Genomic DNA, 18,672 nt, shown 5'->3' on the forward strand with positions numbered 1-18,672 from the left:
ATCACCCATGTACTACGGCGGCGACTACAACCCCGAGCAGTGGCCCGAAGACGTCTGGCCCGACGACGTCCGGCTCATGCGAGAGTCGGGCGTCAACTTCGTCAGCGTCGGCATCTTCTCCTGGGCCCGCCTCCAGCCCGCAGAAGGCGTCTTCGAGTTCGGCTGGCTCGACCGCATCCTCGACCTGCTGCACGAGGGCGGGATCCAGGTGAACCTCGCCACCGCGACCGCCTCGCCGCCGCCGTGGGTGACGAAGAAGTACCCCGAGATCCTCCCGCAGGACGAGTACGGCATGACCTTCAGCCCCGGCAGCCGACAGCACTACGCCCCCAGCTCGCCCATCTTCCGGCGCCTCGTCGGCGAGCTCGTCGCCGCCCTCGCCGCCCGATACGCCGAGCATCCCGCCGTCGTCATGTGGCACGTCAACAACGAGTACGGCGCACACGTCCACTACGACTACTCCGACAACGCCCGAGACGCCTTCCGGACGTGGCTCCAGAACCGGTACGGCACCATCGAGGCGCTGAACACCGCATGGGGAACCGCGTTCTGGTCGCAGATCTACAGCGCGTTCGACGAGATCCTCCCTCCCCGCAAGGCGCCACTCGCCGCCAACCCAGCGCACGCTCTCGACTTCAAGCGCTACACCTCCGATGCGATGCTCGAGCTCTACATCCTCGAACGCGACACCATCCGCGCCGCGGGCGCGACCCAGCCGGTGACGACGAACTTCATGGGAGCCTTCCCTCCGCTGGACTACGCGCGATGGGCTCGCGAAGTGGACGTCATCACGGACGACTGCTACCCCGACCCCAACGACCCCCAAGCGTTCCGCGTCGCAGCCTTCGCACGCGACCTGATGCGCTCCCTCAAGCCCGGCACCCCCTGGCTGCTGATGGAGCAGTCCACCGGTGCGCTGAACTGGCGACCGACGAACCCGCCCAAAGCCCCCGGCCAGATGGAAGCCCTCTCCGCGCAGGCCATCGGCCACGGCGCCGACGGGATCATGTTCTTCCAATGGCGGCAGGGCCGCCGCGGCAGCGAGAAGTTCCACTCCGCGATGCTGCCGCAGAGCGGTACCGACACCCAGATCTGGAAGGACGTCGTCGCGCTCGGAGACACGCTGCAGAAGCTCCCCACCCTCGCTCCGGACAGCGGCGCCCGAGTCGCGATCGTCTTCGACTGGGAGAACTGGTGGGCGCTCGCGCACCCCGACCACCCCGTCGTCTTCGACTACCTCCAGCTGATCCAGCGCTGGTACGCCGCTCTGCACGCGCAGCACGTCTCCATCGACATCGTCCAGCCGACCACCGATCTCAGCAGCTACGCCCTCGTCATCGCCCCGCAGCTCTACCTGCTCAAAGACGACGGAGCCAGCAACCTCACCGCGTTCACTGCAGCCGGTGGACACCTCTTCGTCTGCGCCTTCAGCGACGTCGTCGACCAGGACGACGCCTTCCGCGACGGCGGCTACCTCGTCGGCCTACGCGACGTGCTGGGCGTCACGGTCGACGAGTTCGGCGCCCTCGTCCCGCCCTCGGGACCCTCCGGGCCCTCCTCGGCCGGCAGCCCCGGCTTCGTGACCCCGGCACCGGGGGAGGGGGAGTCGTCCGCCGCTGTGACCGGACCCTTCGGCGAGCTGCGCGGCGAGTACTTCGCCGAAGAACTCAGACCTCTGCATGGCGACGTGATCGGCCACTTCGCAGACGGACGCCTCGCTGGACGCCCAGCACTCACCCGCAATGCCTACGGCGACGGCCTCGGCGTCTATCTGGGCACCGTTCCCGACGACGCTGGAATGAGAACCGTCCTCGCCTGGCTTCTCGCAGGCGCAGGTATCGCCCCGGAGATCGGCGGGCTGTCTCCCTGGGTGGAGGTCGCTCGCCGCGGAGACGTTCTCACCGTCATCAACCACGGCTCGGAGGATCAGCACGTCGACGTTCTCGGGACAGACGTGATCACCGGAGCATCAGTCCTTGGTTTCGACCTTCCGGCCTTCGGATGGCGCGCGGTAGAAACGAGCTGAACCAGAGCATCGGAGACTGCCTTCGTGCGCACCACGATCTGGCGTGAAGACGACGGGCAGCGATCGGCAGATTAGTACTAGAAGGTGCGCAGGCATCGTCTAGACGGGGTCGGCTGTGCGTTCGACGATGAGCATCTGCCAGGTCTCGCGGCACCGTTCTCGTCGAAGTCGACGACAGCGGATACCCGCCGACCTGAACCGGCCTGCATGCCTCCGCCCTTGCTCTGAAGGAACTCGACGATGACCACTCCTCCCACTGCTTCCACGACGATGCACCGCGCTGTCGCCGAGCCTCTCTCGGGCGTCCGCCTCGAGACCGCCGATGTGCCGACGCCCGCGGCCGGCCAGGTCCTCGTGCAGAGCGTCCTGGTCGGGATCTGCGGCTCCGACATTCATGCGATCGCCGGGCACCATCCGTTCCTCGCCTCGACCTATCTCCCCGGCCACGAGGCGACCGGTGTCGTCGCTGCGCTGGGCGAGGGGGTCGAGGGCGTCGAGGTAGGTCAGCGTGTGCTCCTCAAGCCCAACGTCGCCTGCGGCACGTGCCTGAACTGCCGCGCCGGGCGCTCGAACGCGTGTGAGCGGCTCTCCTGGATCGGCTGCGACCCGTCCGGTCACTGGGCCGGCGCGATGGCCGAGTACTTCGTCGCCCCCGCCGGTAACCTCTACGCCGTCCCCGACTCCGTCGACGACGAGACCGCCGCACTCGTCGAGTGCCTCGCCACGCCCGTCCACGCCGCCCGCATCGCGGGCGATCTCGCCGGAGCGCGCGTCGTCGTCCTCGGCGCCGGCACCATCGGTGTCCTCTGCGTCGTCGCCGCATTGAACGCGGGTGCCGGCACCGTCGTCGCCACCGATCTCGACGAGGGCAAGCTCGCTCGCGCGACGCGCATCGGAGCGCACCGCGCGGTGAAGGCATCGGACGCTGACGCGAACGAGCAGGTCGCCGCGGCCCTCGGTGGGCCGGCCGACGTCGTTCTGGACTGCGTCGCGAACGAGCGCTCCTACGCGCAGGCGGTGTCGCTGCTGCGCCGTGCCGGCACCCTCGTCGTCGTGGGCGTTCCCGCGCGCGACGCCGTGCTGCCGATGCCGATCATCCAGGACTTCGAGATCCGGGTGCAGGGCTGCGCGGCCTACACCGAGGCCGATGTCGAGACCGCGATCTCCATCGCCGTCGACGGCGGTCTGCCGACCGCCGAGGTCGTCTCGGGCCGGTACGCGCTCGAGGACATCTCCGACGCGTTCGCCGCGGCCAACGCGGACAGCACCGGCAAGCTCCTCGTCTCGCCCCGCTCGTGACGGGAGGCGACGTCCTCGTCATCGGCGAGGCCCTCATCGATGTCGTCCTGGACCGGGACGGGACCGTCTCCGAACGGGTGGGCGGTTCGCCCTTGAACGTCGCCGTGGGCCTGGGCAGGCTCGGGCATCGGGTGCGGCTGCTCACCTCGATCGGGGACGACCCCCGGGGAGTGGCGATCCGCTCCCACCTCCTGCAGTCCCATGTCGAGGTCGACCCTGCGGGTCGTCGCGACGGCGCGACGTCGACCGCGACCGCGACCATCACCGCTGACGGTTCGGCCGAGTACGACTTCGACCTGCGCTGGGACCTCCCCGAAGCGCCATCGACCGCGCAGAAACTCCCGGCCATCGTGCACACCGGCTCTCTCGGTGCGGTGCTCGCGCCGGGTGACGAGGTCGCGCTGCGCCTCGTCCGCGACGCGCGCGACGAGTCGCTGGTGTCGTTCGACCCCAACGTCCGCGCTGCTCTGATGGGCCCGCACGCGCAGCAGCTCGTCGGGACGGAGCGCTTCATCGCCGCGTCCGACGTCGTCAAGCTCAGCGATGAGGACGCGGAGTGGCTGTACCCGGGGTCGTCTCTCGACGACGTCGCCGATCGTCTGCTCGCGTCCGGGCCCGAGCTCGTCGCGATCACACGGGGAGGTGCCGGCGCAGTCCTGCGCACCCGCCGCGAGCGAGTGGAGCAGACGGCGGATTCGACGGGCGTCGTCGACACGATCGGAGCGGGCGACTCCTTCATGGCCGGTCTTCTGCACGGACTCACCGCACATCTGGACACAGCCGGTCTGCAGCGGTTCCGGGCGGGTGAGGTGCTGACAGGTGCCGCTCTCGCGGCGCTCGGCAAGACCGCGCAGTCCTGCGCCGCCATCACGGTGCGTCGACGGGGCGCCGACCTGCCGTGGACACGGGACCTCGTCGGGACCTGATCCCCGGAGGAGCCCCGGCTCGGTCTGCCCGCGGGCCGGGTCCTGCGCAGACGAAGAAGAGGGAGGAGCTGACGCTCCTCCCTCTTCTTCATGTCGGGTGTCGGAGAGTCACCCTTCGTCGGCGGCCCTCAGGAAGCCGGCGACGGTTTCAGCGGCTCCCTGCAGGAGCAGCGAGTCGAGCGCGTCGACGTAGGCGTCGACGAACCGCGGCTGGTCGATCAGATCGCCGAACACGTCGCGGTCGCGCAGGAACGAGAGCCGGTCCTCGTGCTGCTCGCGTGCCGCCCGGGTGAGCTGCTCGGCCAGCCGGTCGACGACGACGATCGGCTCGCCGTCCTCGTCGAAGCCCTCCGCGTAGCGCGCCCAGCTCGCGACGATCCCCGCGGAGAGAACGATGTTGCCGCCGGTCTCGAGGTTCGCGAGGACGACGGGGAGCAGCCACTTCGGGATGCGGTCGCTGGACTCGGCGCACAGGCGTGCGAGGGTGTCGCGTACCTCCGGGTTCTGGAACCGCTCGATGAGCGTCGCCTTGTAGTCCTCCAGGTCGATGCCGGGGACCGGCGGGAGGGTCGGCGTGGCTTCGTCGTCCATGTAGGCGCGGAGGAACCGGGCGATGCGCGGGTCGGCGGTGGCCTCGTGCGCGAAGCGGTAGCCCATGAGGTAGCCGAAGTAGCACAGTCCCTGGTGGCTGGCGTTGAGCAGCCGGAGCTTCATCAGCTCGTACGGCTCGACGTCCTCGACGAGCTGCACTCCGGCGTCCTCGAACGGGGGCCGGCCGAGCGGGAAGTCGTCCTCGAGCACCCACTGGAAGAACGGCTCGGCGACGACCGGCCAGGCGTCGTCGATCCGGTGCACGTCCCGGACCTCGGTCCGGTCCTCGTCGCTGGTGACCGGGGTGATGCGGTCGACCATGCTGTTGGGGAAGTGCACGGCCTCGGTCATCCAGTCGGCGAGGTCGGGGTCGATGAGGCGGGCGTAGGCGGTGAACATCTTCTTGGCGACGTGGCCGTTGCCGGCGATGTTGTCGCAGGACATCACGGTGAAGGGCTCGATGCCTCGTTCTCGTCGGCGCTGCAGCGCGGCGCTCACGAGGCCGAAGACCGTCTGCGGCGCCCGCCCTTCGCCGGCCGCTTCGACGTCGGCCCGCACTGCGGGGGTCGTCTCGTCGAACTCGCCGGTGATGCGGTGGAAGTTGTAGCCGCCCTCCGTGACGGTGAGCGAGACGATGCGGGTGGAGGGGGAGGCCATCTTCTCGATGACCGCCTCCGGGTCGTCGACGGCGAGGAGGTACTCGATGATGCTGCCGATGACGCGCGCTTCGCGGGTGCCGTCGGGGTGCTTGAGCACGAGGGTGTAGAGGCCGTCCTGCGCGTCCATGACCTGCTTCATCCGGCGGTCCTGCTCGAGGACGCCGACGCCGCAGATCGCGAAGTCGCGGGCCTCGCCCTGCGCGAGGAGCCGGTCGATGACCATCGCCTGGTGGGCACGGTGGAAGCCGCCCACCCCGAAGTGGACGATGCCGGCGGTCAGGCCGTGCCGGTCGTAGGTGGGGACGGGGACCTTCGGGTGCGCCCACTCGTCGGCGAGGGAGCGCAGCTCCTCGGCGCTCACTTGACCGCTCCCAGCGAGAGGCCCTGGACGAGCTTGTCCTGAGCGGCGAAGCCGGCGATGAGCACGGGCAGCGACACGGCGACGGCTGCGGCGCACACCTGGGCGAGGAACAGGCCCTGGCTGGTGACGAAGCTGGTCAGGAACACCGGGGCGGTGAAGGCCTTCGTGCTGGTCAGAACGCTCGCGAAGAGCAGCTCGTTCCAGCTGAAGATGAAGCAGATCAGCGCGGTCGAGGCGAGGCCCGGGCCGGAGATCGGGACGATGATCCGGCGGAAGATCGAGATCAGGCTGGCGCCGTCGATCGCGGCGGCCTCGAGGATCTCGACGGGGATCTCGGAGAGGAACGAGCGCATCATCCACACGGCGATCGGGAGGTTCATCGAGGTGTAGAGCACGATGAGCAGCCCGATGCTGTCCAGCGCTCCGATCTGCTTGGCGATCAGGTAGATCGGCAGCAGGCCGGCGACCATCGGCAGCATCTTGGTGGAGAGGAAGAAGAACATGACGTCCGACCACTTCTTCACCGGCTTGATGCTGAGGGCGTAGGCGGCGGGCAGGGCGAGCAGGAGCACGAGGGCGGTGGAGACGACGCTGGCGGTGGCGCTGTTGATCAGCGGAGGCCAGGGGCTGGCGCCGGAGCTCGCGCCGAAGAAGTTCGCGTAGCCGTCGAGGGTGAGCGGGGCGAACAGCGACGGCGGGTTGGTCGCGGCGTCGGTCTCGCTGTGCAGGCTGGTGAGGATCATCCAGAGCACCGGGGTGACGAAGAGGAGCCCGATGACCCAGGCGAGCAGGCCGAGGAGGGAGTTCCCGACGCGGGTGCGGGTGCCGGACCCGGCGATGGTGAGCTCGGGGCGAGGCGCTTTGCGGCGCGTGATGATGGCGGTCATCGGTTCTCTTCTTTCAGGAGGGTGGAGATGCTGCGCAGCGCGAAGGTGGCGATCGCCATCGTTCCTATGAGGACGACGACGCCGGCGGCCGACGCCGCTCCGTAGTTCTGTGCCTGGAAGAACTGCTGATAGATCGTGTACGGCAGGTTGGCGGTGCCGAGGCCGCCGGAGGTGATGGTGAAGACGGCGTCGAAGTTCTGCACGATGTAGATCGAGCCCAGCAGCGCTGCGAGCTCGAGGTAGCGGCGCATGTGGGGGAGCGTCATGTGGATGAAGATCTGCCAGGTCGTCGCGCCGTCGACGCGGGCGGCCTCGAGGACGTCCAGGGGGCGGCTCTGCAGGCCAGCGAGCAGGATCAGCATCATGAACGGCGTCCACTGCCAGATGAGGGAGGCTTCGACGGCGACGAGAGCGTTGCTGCCGATCCAGTCGGGCTGCGGGGCGGTCGCGCCGAACAGGCCGAAGAACCAGTTCAGGGCGCCGTTGAGCAGGCCGTACTCGGGGTTGTAGAGCGCGTGCTTCCAGACGAGGGCGGCAGCGACGGGGACGACGAGGAACGGCGCGATCATGATCGTGCGCACGATGCCGCGTCCGAAGAAGGTGCGGTCGAGCAGCAGCGCGATGCCGAGGCCGAAGAGGAGGCTGACGAGCACGACGGTCACGGTCAGCAGGATCGTGGTGACCACCGCTCCGCGGAGGGCCTCGTCGGAGAAGACGGTGATGTAGTTCGAGAGCCAGGCGAACCCGATGTCGTTCGGGTAGAGCGCCTCCCAGTTGAACAGGGACACGATGATCGTGATGAGGAACGGCACCTGGGTCACCGCGATCACGAAGATCAGAGCGGGGAGCAGGGGAGCGCGGCGGGCCCAGTCGCCGGCTCGCGCGAGCGTCGTCGCGCGGTCCTTCTGAGGCCTGCGGCGGAACGGATGAGCGGATCCGGTCGCAGTCGGCGCGTCGGAGCGCGGTTCGGTCATGGTCATCGTGACGTCCTTGTCTCGCTGGAGAAAGCGTGCGGGGGAGGGGCGGCGGCCGCTAGCAGCGGCCGCCGCCCGAGGGTCAGATCACTTCTGGTACTTCGCGGCGACCTTCTCCGCGAGGGCCTGACCGTCGGCGACGGCGTCCTCGACCGAGGTCTGCCCGGCGATCGCCGAGCTGATGGACTGCGACGCCTGAGTGGCCATGTCGGCGAACTCGGGGATCGCGACGAACTGGATGCCGGGCGCGGGGCGCGGCTGGACACCCGGGTTGTCGGGAGTCGCGCTCTGGATCGCGTCGCGGGTCTGCTCGTAGAACGCACCGGCGGACGCCTGGTAGTCGGCGTTGTCGTAGGTCGAGGCGCGCTTGCCGGCGGGGACGCTGGACCAGCCGATCTGCTCGCCGACGAGCTGCTCGTACTCCTTGCTCGAGGCCCACTCGATGAACTTCGCGGCGGCGTCCTGGTTCTTGGCGGCCTTCTGGATGCCCCAGGCCCACGAGTACAGCCAGCCCGAGCTCTCGGTCTCCACGACCGGCGCGGCGACGTAGCCGAGCTTGCCCTTCACGGGCGAGTCGTCGGCCTCCAGCGAGCCGGCGGCGGCGGTGGAGTCGTACCACATCGCGACCTTGCCCTGCTGCAGGTTGTTGAGGCACTCCGTGTAGCCGGCCTGCGAGGCGCCGCTCTCACCGTGCTGCTGCACGAGGTCGACGTAGAACTGAACGGCCTCGGTGAACTCGGGGCTGTCAGCCTGCGCGGTCCAGTCCTCGTCGAACCAGGTCCCGCCGAAGGTGTTCACCACGGTGGTGAGCGGGGCGTAGACCTGGCCCCAGCCGGGCTGGCCGCGGAGGCAGATGCCCTTCATGCCGGGCTCGACGCCGTCGACCTTCGCGGCGAGGTCGGCGACCTCCTGCCAGGTGGGGTTGTCGGGCATCGTGACGCCGGCCTTCTCGAAGACGTCGGTGCGGTACATCAGGAACGACGACTCGCCGTAGAACGGCTCGGCGTAGAGGCTGCCGTCCTCGGCGGTGAGGGACTTCGTGATCGGCTCGAGCACGTCGGCCTGGTCGAAGTCGGCGCTGGCGGCGACGGTGTCGTCCAGCGGGGTCAGCCAGCCGTTCTTCGCGAACGTCGGCACCTCGTAGTTGCTGATGCTGGCGACGTCGTACTGACCGGCCTGGGCCGAGAACTCCTGCGCGATCTTCGCGCGGACGTCGTTCTCAGGGAGAACGGTGTAGTTCACCTTGATGCCGGTCTCCTTGGTGAAGTTGTCGGCGGTGAGCTTCTGCAGGTCGGTCATCTGCGGGTTGTTGACCATGAGGACGTTGACCTCGTTGCCGCCACCGGAGGAAGCGGTGTCGCCTCCGGCACCGCCGCAGGCGGTGAGAGCGAACGCGAGGACCGTGGTCCCGGCGATGGCGGAGGCGATACGCCTGCCTCGGGTGATCATCAAAGGACTCCTTCGTTCTTCGAGCATCGACGCACCGTCGTGGTGAGCCGGCCGGCATCCGAGCTGATTTCCCTGACGGGAGCCGTGCTGCCTGGAGAAGAGTGTGAATCGAGCCGTCGACGCGTTCTAGCTCGCTCCCTGGCCAGAACTGATGCAAATCTGTACGGTTGCGTTCGTGGCTACCGTCAGAGACGACGATCACGCGACGATGCTCGCGGAACGTCTCACCGGCATGCGCGCCGCCCGCGAGGTCATCACGCTCGACGAGAACCACTCCGTGCGTTGGATCGAACACGACTACCCCACGCCCGCCGCGCGCTGGAACTACCACCCCGAGTACGAGATCCACCTCATCCGGCGGGGGACCGGGCGGTTCATCGTCGGAGACCACGTCGGCACCTTCTCTGCCGGGCACGTCTCGATCATCGGTTCGGGTCTGCCGCACGACTGGGTCAGCGATCTCGCCCCCGACGAGGTGATCGTCAACCGCGACGCCGTGATCCAGATCGACCCGACGTGGATCGCGAAATGGATCGAGCTCATGCCGGAGGCGCGGGAGATCAGGCCCCTCCTCGCCGAGAGCGCCCGCGGCATCGAGTTCGCCCCCGCGACCGCCGACGTCGCTGCACCGATCATCGATCGGATCGGGCTCACGACCGGACTCGAGCGCCTGACACTGCTCCTCGAGCTCCTCACGCTGCTCGCTCGCTCACCCGCCGGCGACCGCACCCCGCTGGCGACGGAGTTCTTCATGCCGCAGCTCGACGACCGCGCGGCCGCGATCGTCGACATCGTCCTCGAATACGCCTTCGCCGGCCACGCCGGCCAGGTCAGCGTCGGCGAAGCAGCGGACCTCGTCGGCATGCACGAAGCGACGTTCTCGAAGTACTTCAAGAAGGCCACCGGCCAGAACTTCAGCGAGCTCATCCGCAAGCTCCGCATCGCCCACGCAGGGCGCCTCCTCACGACGACGACGCTGCCCATCGCCGCCGTCTGCTACGAGGTCGGCTACACCAACCTCTCGAACTTCAACCGGCAATTCCTCGCCGAAAAGGGAGTGACTCCTCGGAAATACCGCCAGGACGCCAACAAGAAGTCGCCAGAGATGGCGTCCACGACAGACCCGAAATCCTAGAGCGCAGAGCGGGAAGTTTTCGTTCTGGCGCCCGCGGGAGGACCTACGAGACCCTCTGGGGCGGGACGCAAGGGCTACAAGGGCGTTCGAGTGACCCTGGGCCGGATCCGCCTCTTCTCCGCGAGCGCAGTCGAGACGTCTCCTCGCACCACCTCATCTGCTGTTGCAACCCTTGGGTTGACTGAGAAGGCCCAGCACCTCAGCTGCCGTCCCAGTTTCGCCGAGCACTGGCAGCACCCGCCGCACGCTGTTCTCGTGTGATGCCTCCTGCATGTCGGTGACGGCGTCGACTGCGACGATCACCGAGTAACCGCGGTCGTAGGCGTCGCGCGCCGTCGATTCCACGCCGAAGCTCGTCGCGATACCCGCGAGGACCACCTGGGTCACGCCGCGCTCGGTGAGCATCTCGTGCAGTCCGGTACCGGCGAAGGCGCTCCAGCCGCGCTTGACCAAGACGAGGTCCTTGCCCGACCGGCCGAGCTCGACCAGCGGATCCGACCACTCCCGAGACAGCACCGGTGCCGTTCTCCCGCGTCCCACCTCGGTGCGTCCAGCGTTGGGGCGTCCGAGATCGACGGTGACGAGGGCCACCGGCAGCCCGCGGTCGCGGAACGCTTCAGCGAGCGACGCGGCCCGGATCACGACGTCACTGATCGGGTGCACCATCGGATTCGCGACGGTCGCCCGCTGCAGGTCCACAACGACGAGCGCGATGCCCTCGTCGAGCGCCTCGACGCTCACGCGTCCGCTCCGAACACGACGACCACCTTGTCAGCGGCACCCGGAGTGGCCGCCAGCCGGAAGGCGCGGTCGACTTCCGAAAAGTCGATCGTGTCACTCACGATCACGGCGTACTTCTCCCAGTTCGCCACGATGTCCTCGGTCACCTCGAAGATCTCGGTGGGGTAGCCCATCGCGAGAACGATGGTCAGCTCGGAGCCCAGGACCGCGCCGAAGTCGACATTCATGGGTGTCTTGTGCACAGCCACGATGCCGAGCGTCGCGCCGTGCTTCGCAGCACCCAGGACCGTCTGCACCACGATCGGCGCGCCAGCCGCGTCGAGGAACACGTCGGTGGCGGGCTTGCGCTGCCCGCGGCGCGCGGGCCCCTCGCCCTGCAGCTCGATCAGCCGCTCAACCACGTCTGCGACGGACGAGTCGATAACCGCGTCAGCTCCGACCCTCAGAGCTTTTTCGAGACGGGAGGGGATCACATCCACCACGGTGATGTGCCCGACCCCGAGGGAGCGGTACGCGAGGACTGCTCCGAGCCCGATCGGCCCAGCTCCGAACACCACGACCGCGTCGCCCGGACGCGGTGCAGTGCGGTTAACCGCGTGGCGGGCGACCGCCATCGGCTCGTTCAACGCGGCCACCTCGAAGGGCACGTGGTCGGGCACAATCGCGAGGGAGCGGCCGAGCACTGCGTCCTGAATCAGCAGGAACTCCGCCATCCCACCGGTCGTTCCACCCGAACCGATGATGCCGGTAGGCGCCGCCATGGGATTGATCACAACGTGCGCACCCACAGGAATCCCGGCCACGTTCTCGCCGACCGCGACGACTTCACCCGCGGGCTCGTGCCCAAGCGGGGTCCGCCCCTCGAGCCCGGGCAGCCCGCCGAGCCCGATGTACATCGCGTCGGAACCGCAGATCCCACATGCGCGCACTCGCACGAGCACGTCGGTAGGGCCTGCCACAGGCGTCTCGATCTCCATCGTGGTCGTCTCGCCGGGCCCGGTCGCCATCGACAACTTCATCTCGTCTCCTCCGCTCGTCGACGACCGCCGTCGACATGCGAGCAAAACTAGCCGATCGGCTAGTTTCTGTCGATGCCGCTCTAGGATCGTCAGCGGACAGGGAGGTGCCATGGCCAAGCGGGGGGAGTCTCGGGCGAAGCTGCTGCAAACGGCGCTCCGCCTCTTCGCCGAGCGTGGGGTGAACGGCACCTCACTGCAGACGATTGCCGACGAGCTCGGCGTCACCAAGGCAGCCGTCTACCACCAGTTCGCCACGAAGGATGAGATCGTGCTTGCCGTCGTGCAACCCGCGCTCGAGCGGATGGCCGACCTAGTCCAGGAGGCAGACGCCGGCGACGACCCCTTCGAGACCACACTCGTCGGGCTTGTGGGCCTCGCGGTCGAGCACCGCGAATTCGCCGCGGCGATCCAACGCGACCCTGCTGTCATTCAGCTCCTGCGCCAAGATCCCGACTTCGTCGCCGCGACGACGGACATCGACCGGCACCTGATCGGAACCGACCCGACCCCGGAGGCGCGCATCGCTCTCGCCGTCGCAGGCGGCGGCCTCATGATCGCCGGCATGGATCCGTCACTGCGGGCGACTGAGCCCGAAGTCCTCACGAGAGTGCTACTCAAGTCGGCACGAACAGTGCTGGCGCCCTACAAGACGGAGACCGCCGCAAAATGACATAATCTCGATTATGAGAAGCGGCAGTGGGAAGCGCCCGGAGGAGCGCGCAAGCCCTATACCGCCCTCAACGGGCCTGGGTACCGTCGCTGACGCCCCACACCACTCCTCAAGGCACCGGACCGGCGCAGAACAGGTGACAGCACATGACCCGCGAGAAGAACATCGCCTCCCAGCAGGCCTTCGGTGAGGCGGTCAACGCCGGCGACTTCGCCGCGTTCGACGATCTCGTCGCTCCCGACTCGATCGACCACGACCCGGCGCCCGGCCAGGCACCCGGCCCGGAGGGATACGCCGCGTTCTTCGGCGACCTGCGGACCGCGTTCCCCGACATGGCACTCGAGGTCGAGAAGCTCGTCGCGGACGACGACAGCGTCGCGTTCGCCTACACGCTGACCGGCACGCAGACCGGTGTGTTCCAGGGCCACGCGCCGACGGGCAAGTCCGTGAAGATCCGCGGCATGCAGATCAGCACCTTCGTCGACGGCAAACTCGCCGAGCGCTGGGGAAGCAGCGACGAGCTCGGCATCCTCACGCAGCTCGGCCTCGCACCCGGCGCCTAGCCGGCGGGACTCCGACGGGTTCCGAAGCTCGTGCGCAACCACACCTCGGAGCCCGTCGAGCAGAGTGTGTGCGAACAAACTGACATAACGTCGATTATCGGATAACACCGCTCGATGGGGGAGGGCCGATCGGGTGCTCAGCCGCCTACCTCGGGGGCTGTTTGACCCCGGTGGCACGTACTGGCATCATCGAGCTTTCACACCTCCCAAGCGCGGCCGCGAAATGTCAGCGATCTCAACGTGAAACGTGGCCTGAAGCCCTCGGTCCCGTAGCCCGGACGGCTTCTGCGCTCCTCCGCCAGCTACCCAACCTCGGGACTGGCTACATCTCTGGTGAATGCGTCAACGATGGAGGCCTCATCGGGCAGCGCTGCTTGGGCTTCCTCGGAGAGTTCGTAGCGGCTGACGGCCACGGGCTGGGTGGTGGACGCCAGGGCGTAACGGACGACAGCGTCGTTCTTGTCAGTGACGACGAGGATCCCGACTGTCGGTTCATGCTTGCCGAGGACGCGCAGCTTGTCGTCAACGAGGGCGACGTAGAAGCCGAGCTGTCCGGCATCTCGCGGATCGAACTTCGTGGTCTTCAGCTCGACGACGATGTAGCGGAGCTGGACGACATGGAAAAACAGGAGATCGACGAAGAAGTCGTCGCCGTCGACCTCGAAGTGCACCTGTCGGCCGACGAACGCGAACCCTGGTCCGAGCTCGCGGAGGGTATCCGCGATGCGGACGACCATGCGCTCTTCCAGCTCACGCTCAGTGGCGTCGCTGTCGATCGCGAGGAAGTCCAGCGCGTACGGGTCACGAGTGATCTGCTGAGCGAGCTCAGAGTCGACCGGCGCGAGAGTGCCGGCGTAGTTGCTCGGTGCTGCAGCTTCTCGCTCGTGCAGCCGGGTCTTGATCTGGTGCCCGAGCACCGGTCGGCTCCAGCCATGAGCGACATCCTTCGCGGCGTACCACTCGCGCAACTCCTGGTCGTCGAGCTTGTCGAGCAGCTCGGTGATGTGACCCCACGGCAATTGTCCAACGGGTCGTTGGACAATTGCGTCCTCGTCCGGCCAGGCCGCCGCGAAGCGACGCATGTAAAAGATGTTCGCGCGGGAGAACCCCTTCATCGAAGGGAACTCCGCCCGCAGATCCTCAGCGAGTCGCTCGAGGACACTGCTCCCCCACGGCTCCCGCTGCTGACGCTCGAGGATCGTCGACCCGATCTGCCACCACAGCCGCAGAAGCTCCGTGTTCACCTTTCGCTGCGCCTGGAACCGAGCAGCATGCACATGCCGCTTCAGCTCATCCAGAGTCGCCCGGTACTCACTCGGAATCACTGCGGTCATGCGAACCACGCTCTCATATCCCGCATCGACGCCGCGGGCCACGGTTCACCCATCGACACCGCGGCCGCTACTACGACGAATCTGCGAGCCATCGGCGCGCCCGTCGACTGTGCAGGGTCGAACCAAACCGGCTCTTCCCAGATGAGGGTGTAGGTCGGCCGGGAGCGTCGGTCCGCAGATAGACGTCGAGGTCTCCCGACGACGGAGGTTCCTACGCCATCCGTCCGAAAGACCTCGACGTGACCGACGCTACCCCGCCGGCCGGCTTCGGCCGCCCTGACCTGACCGCCTTCGCGTCTCATCCCAGTCGACCCTGATCGAGTCTGCTGACCCCCTCGACGAGAACGCAGCGACATCACAGCCACCCAACCCCGACCGTCCGGGAAGCCGGGACACGTCACATGACCTGTGCTGCGGGCGTGTCGAGTGGGTCGTCCAGGGGCGACGCAGGAGCGTCGACGCGACGTGCTGAGAGGTGGTTCCAGTCGAGCGCTAGGAAACCGGCTACAGGCATGGCGATAGGTCAGGAACGGCGTCGCTCCCTGCGCAGGAGGGAGCGCAGAGTCTCGGCGTTCGCGTAGCCGACCCGTAGCGCGATCTCGGCGGAGGTGAAGTCCGTGGTTGCTGAGAGGTGCCGAGCTCGTTCGATGCGAAGCCGTTGGACGAAGCCGAGCGGAGTGAGGTTGAGCGCCGCACGGACTCGTCGTTCGAGGGTGCGCCGGCTGGTGCCGAGCGACTGCGCGACGAAGGCGACGTTGAACGGTTCGTCCAGGCGGGCGCGCACGAAGCGTTCGAACTCGACGACGATCGGGTCCTCGTGCCGGAGATGTTCGTAGGCGACGAAGGCCGCCTGCGACGGACGCTCGTCGATGATGAGGAGCTTGGCGACATGTTGGGCCAGGTCGGGGCTGATCGATCGCACGAGTGAGAGCGCGAGGTCGACGTGGGCGAACGCGGCGCCGGCGGTGACGAGGTTCCCGTCGACCACGACCATGGTGTCGAGATCGAGGGCGACGGTCGGATAGCGCTTCAGGAACTCCGGCCCCAGGAACCAGCTGGTCGTCGCCCTCCGATGATGCATCCGTCCGGTCTCGGCGACAGCGAACACGCCGGTGCACGCCGCGGCAATCCGGGTGGTCGCCTCGTCGAGGCGCCCGAGCGAGGCGATGACCGAACGAGCATCTCGGCTCTGGAGGACGTCGTTGGTAGCGGCGGCCGTAAGGGTTCCAAGCGCAGGGACGACGACCACGTCGAACTCTCCGGACTCCGACAGCGGGTGGTCCACCGACAGGGTCATCGATGCCGTCGTGGTCACTCGCCGTTTCGGTCCGAGGATGGCGAGTTCGATCGGGTCGATCCGCGGGTCGACATCGCCGCGGGCTCCGTCGGCCACCCGCACGATATCGATGATCGACGCGATAGCCGAACCGAAGCAGCCGTCGATCGCGATCAGTCCGATACGCATGACGTAAACAATAGCAATACTGCCGTATACGCCACTCCCCACCGGCCCTCGCTCGTCATACGCTGAACTCGTCCCACGAAGAACCCCGACGTCAAGGAGAGTCCCTCATGTCCACACCCGCATCACTTCCGTATGCCTTCGTCGCCAAGATCGTCGCGGCCGATGGACAGCACGACGCGGTCGCCGATCTGCTCGCCGGCGCTGTCGCACTCGCCAACGAAGAAGTAGGAACAATTGTCTGGTTCGCGGTCAGGACCCACGCCGACACCTTCTGGATCTTCGATGCATTCCCCGACGAAGCCGCTCGCGACGCCCACGCCAACGGCGCCATCGTCGCAGCCCTGATGGCCAACCAGCACCTCCTCGGCGCAGCACCCGAGATCCTGGCGGCCGACGTCCTCGCGTCCAAGCTCCCGTAGTCCGCCAACGCACGAGACGATCGCGCCCCGCCGAGCCGTCGCCAGGTCGCGACGCAACGCCACGCTGCGTTGCCGAGCGGTGCGAGGCCTATCGGCACACGGACAGGATGCCGGCCGCGAGCGCTCAGCCGGCGAGGGGTCCGTCGCAGAGGAGAGCGACGTCGGTGCCGGGCAGAGCCGTGAGGCCAGCGCATCGCGCGACTACCAGAACGGTTCGCCGGAGCCGCCTGTCGGAATCGAACGGACGACCTAATCACGTCGGCTTTGCGTCTATCGCTTGATGCGCCCACTGGGCGAACGAGCCGCTGACCTGCGCAAACGCCGAGCGTGGAGGACGCCGCCATCCGGTGGTGACCGACGACGACCGACCAGTACCGACCGTTTCACCGGAGCTTGCGGCGGCGTCGAAGCCGAGCAAGCTCCATTCTTCTAGCTCACCGCGCCCTCGTCCTCGCCGGCCCCGTCGTCGGCGAAGACGTTTCAGGGGTCTTCTCAGATGACGGTGTAGATCGGCCGGGCGCGTCGGTCCGCAGATAGACGTCGAGGTCTCCCGACGACGGAGGTTCCTACGCCATCCATCCGAAAGACCTCGACGTGTCCGACGCTACCCCGCCGGCCGGCTTCGGCCGCCCTGACCTGACCGCCTTCGCTCGACTCGACGGCCTCGGTCTGAGCGTGACCGGACAACGACTTGAACCGGATCGTGCGGTCCTCGCGTGCCGCGTGGTGGAACCAGATCAGTGGTGCCGACGGTGCGGCAGCGAAGGCGCTGCTCGTGACACCGTGATCCGGCGGTTGGCCCACGAGCGGCTGGGCTGGCGACCGACCGTGCTGGAAGTTGTAGTGCGCCGCTACCGCTGTGCCGACTGCGGACACGTGTGGCGCCAAGACACCAGCGCCGCGGCGGAGCCACGCGCGAAGCTCTCGCGCACCGGGCTGCGGTGGGCGCTGGAAGGGATCGTGGTCGCACACCTCACCGTCGCACGTGTCGCCGAGGGACTCGGGGTCGCGTGGGACACCGCCAACAACGCGGTCCTGGCTGAAGGCAAGCGGCTGCTGATCAACGACCCCACGCGGTTCGAGGGCGTGAAGGTCATTGGAGTCGATGAGCACGTCTGGCGCCACACCAGGCGTGGCGACAAGTACGTCACCGTGATCATCGACCTCACCCGGTCCGCGATGGCGCCGGCCCAGCAAGGCTGCTGGACATGGTCGAGGGCCGGTCGAAGGCGGCGTTCAAGACCTGGCTCGCCGACCGCGACGACGCTTTCCGTGACGCGGTCGAGGTGGTCGCGATGGACGGCTTCACCGGGTTCAAGACCGCCGCTGCAGAGGAGATCCCGGACGCGGTCACGGTGATGGATCCCTTCCACGTCGTGCGCCTGGCCGGCGACGCCCTCGACAGGTGCCGGCGCCGGGTCCAACTCGCGATCCACGGGCACCGTGGGTTCAGGGACGACCCGCTCTACAAGTCGCGGCGCACGCTGCACACCGGCGCGGACCTGCTCACCGACAAGCAGAGCGACAGGCTACGCGCGCTGTTCGTTGATGACGCTCACGTCGAGGTCGAGGCGACCTGGGGTGTCTACCAGCGCATGATCGCCGCCTATCGCCACGAGGACCGGCAACGTGGCCGCGAGCTCATGGAGAAGCTGATCACCGACCTCAGCGCCGGCGTCCCCAAGGTGCTCACCGAGCTCACCACCCTGGGCCGGACCCTGAAGAAGCGAGCCGCTGACGTGCTCGCCTACTTCGAACGACCCGGCACCAGCAACGGGCCGACCGAGGCGCTCAACGGACGGCTCGAACACCTGCGCGGCTCCGCACTCGGGTTCCGCAACCTGACCAACTACATCGCCCGAAGCCTGCTCGAGACCGGCGGCTTCAGACCCCAACTCCTACACCCCCGATTGGGATGAGCCACCAAACCGCCCCATCGACTTGTCCGAACACGACTCGGAGGGCTAGGTCTCGCGAGACCGTGCCTCACCCGAAGAAGCACCGTCTCTCGGTCCCTGCTCCTACGGACCGCAGCGACAGAGCGGCTGCAGCACATACTGACATAATCTCGATTATCGGATACCACCAGAAGGGGCGCGAAAAGTCGTTATTCTGCAGACCGTGCTGGTCGTGTCTGGCGACATCGCGTCCGTA

15 protein-coding genes and 1 pseudogene are annotated in these 18,672 nt (G+C 67.7%); 8 read left to right on the forward strand and 8 right to left on the reverse strand.

All coding sequences use genetic code 11. The annotated features are described in order from the left end of the window. The first annotated feature begins 7 nt into the window (after window positions 1-7). The 3 genes from EDF35_RS19450 (at window position 8) to EDF35_RS19460 (ending at window position 4,251) form a co-directional block, all read left to right on the forward strand. Window positions 8-2,026, forward strand: a complete 2,019-nt coding sequence (locus tag EDF35_RS19450) for a beta-galactosidase (RefSeq protein WP_133963517.1) — start codon at window positions 8-10, stop codon at window positions 2,024-2,026. A gap of 240 nt (window positions 2,027-2,266) precedes the next feature. After that, a complete protein-coding gene (locus tag EDF35_RS19455; RefSeq protein WP_133963518.1) occupies window positions 2,267-3,325 on the forward strand; it encodes an alcohol dehydrogenase catalytic domain-containing protein in 1,059 nt (352 codons plus the stop codon). After that, window positions 3,322-4,251: a carbohydrate kinase gene (locus EDF35_RS19460; protein WP_133963519.1), complete on the forward strand. Its 930-nt coding sequence runs from the start codon at window positions 3,322-3,324 to the stop codon at window positions 4,249-4,251. Before EDF35_RS19455 ends, EDF35_RS19460 begins: the two co-directional genes overlap by 4 nt. A gap of 108 nt (window positions 4,252-4,359) precedes the next feature. On the opposite strand, the gene EDF35_RS19465 is transcribed toward EDF35_RS19460, so the two are convergent. The 4 genes from EDF35_RS19465 to EDF35_RS19480 all read right to left on the reverse strand — a co-directional run bounded on the left by EDF35_RS19465 (window position 4,360) and on the right by EDF35_RS19480 (window position 9,172). Beyond that, entirely contained in the window at window positions 4,360-5,862 is a 1,503-nt protein-coding gene (locus EDF35_RS19465) for a mannitol dehydrogenase family protein (RefSeq protein ID WP_243840066.1), read from the reverse strand. Continuing rightward, window positions 5,859-6,749, reverse strand: coding sequence for a carbohydrate ABC transporter permease (locus EDF35_RS19470; RefSeq protein ID WP_133963520.1), 891 nt, complete (start codon window positions 6,747-6,749; stop codon window positions 5,859-5,861). Before EDF35_RS19470 ends, EDF35_RS19465 begins: the two co-directional genes overlap by 4 nt. After that, window positions 6,746-7,723: a sugar ABC transporter permease gene (locus EDF35_RS19475; protein WP_133963554.1), complete on the reverse strand. Its 978-nt coding sequence runs from the start codon at window positions 7,721-7,723 to the stop codon at window positions 6,746-6,748. Before EDF35_RS19475 ends, EDF35_RS19470 begins: the two co-directional genes overlap by 4 nt. An 87-nt stretch (window positions 7,724-7,810) precedes the next feature. Continuing rightward, entirely contained in the window at window positions 7,811-9,172 is a 1,362-nt protein-coding gene (locus EDF35_RS19480) for a sugar ABC transporter substrate-binding protein (RefSeq protein ID WP_133963521.1), read from the reverse strand. 175 nt (window positions 9,173-9,347) lie between these two features. On the opposite strand from EDF35_RS19480, the gene EDF35_RS19485 reads away from it, so the two are divergent. Further along, entirely contained in the window at window positions 9,348-10,307 is a 960-nt protein-coding gene (locus EDF35_RS19485) for an AraC family transcriptional regulator (RefSeq protein WP_243840067.1), read from the forward strand. A 153-nt stretch (window positions 10,308-10,460) separates the two neighbouring features. Here EDF35_RS19485 and EDF35_RS19490 read toward each other — a convergent pair whose 3' ends face one another. Both EDF35_RS19490 and EDF35_RS19495 read right to left on the reverse strand, forming a co-directional pair. Next, window positions 10,461-11,048 (reverse strand): isochorismatase family cysteine hydrolase, encoded by a 588-nt coding sequence (locus EDF35_RS19490; protein ID WP_133963522.1) that lies wholly within the window; start codon window positions 11,046-11,048, stop codon window positions 10,461-10,463. Continuing rightward, window positions 11,045-12,067, reverse strand: coding sequence for a zinc-binding dehydrogenase (locus EDF35_RS19495; RefSeq protein ID WP_133963523.1), 1,023 nt, complete (start codon window positions 12,065-12,067; stop codon window positions 11,045-11,047). Before EDF35_RS19495 ends, EDF35_RS19490 begins: the two co-directional genes overlap by 4 nt. 109 nt (window positions 12,068-12,176) lie before the next feature. Between EDF35_RS19495 and EDF35_RS19500 the strand changes: the two genes are divergently transcribed. Both EDF35_RS19500 and EDF35_RS19505 read left to right on the forward strand, forming a co-directional pair. Beyond that, window positions 12,177-12,737, forward strand: a complete 561-nt coding sequence (locus EDF35_RS19500; protein WP_133963524.1) for a TetR family transcriptional regulator — start codon at window positions 12,177-12,179, stop codon at window positions 12,735-12,737. 146 nt (window positions 12,738-12,883) lie between these two features. After that, window positions 12,884-13,300, forward strand: coding sequence for an ester cyclase (locus EDF35_RS19505; RefSeq protein ID WP_133963525.1), 417 nt, complete (start codon window positions 12,884-12,886; stop codon window positions 13,298-13,300). A 302-nt stretch (window positions 13,301-13,602) separates the two neighbouring features. On the opposite strand, the gene EDF35_RS19510 is transcribed toward EDF35_RS19505, so the two are convergent. Together EDF35_RS19510 and EDF35_RS19520 are read right to left on the reverse strand one after the other, a co-directional pair. Continuing rightward, window positions 13,603-14,634 (reverse strand): PDDEXK nuclease domain-containing protein, encoded by a 1,032-nt coding sequence (locus EDF35_RS19510; RefSeq protein WP_133963526.1) that lies wholly within the window; start codon window positions 14,632-14,634, stop codon window positions 13,603-13,605. 523 nt (window positions 14,635-15,157) lie between these two features. Beyond that, complete coding sequence (locus tag EDF35_RS19520; protein WP_133963556.1) at window positions 15,158-16,099, reverse strand: helix-turn-helix domain-containing protein; 942 nt, start codon at window positions 16,097-16,099, stop codon at window positions 15,158-15,160. Window positions 16,100-16,206: 107 nt separating this feature from the next. Here EDF35_RS19520 and EDF35_RS19525 point away from each other — a divergent pair, with 107 nt between their 5' ends. Both EDF35_RS19525 and EDF35_RS19530 read left to right on the forward strand, forming a co-directional pair. Beyond that, window positions 16,207-16,518 carry an antibiotic biosynthesis monooxygenase gene (locus EDF35_RS19525; RefSeq protein WP_033107114.1) on the forward strand — a complete coding sequence of 104 codons (312 nt, stop codon included), beginning with the start codon at window positions 16,207-16,209 and terminating at the stop codon, window positions 16,516-16,518. 594 nt (window positions 16,519-17,112) lie between these two features. Further along, a pseudogene (locus EDF35_RS19530) lies at window positions 17,113-18,437 on the forward strand (ISL3-like element ISPfr2 family transposase). Window positions 18,438-18,672: the final 235 nt, after the last annotated feature.

This window comes from Rathayibacter sp. PhB151 (assembly GCF_004366415.1).
GTDB lineage: Bacteria > Actinomycetota > Actinomycetes > Actinomycetales > Microbacteriaceae > Rathayibacter > Rathayibacter festucae.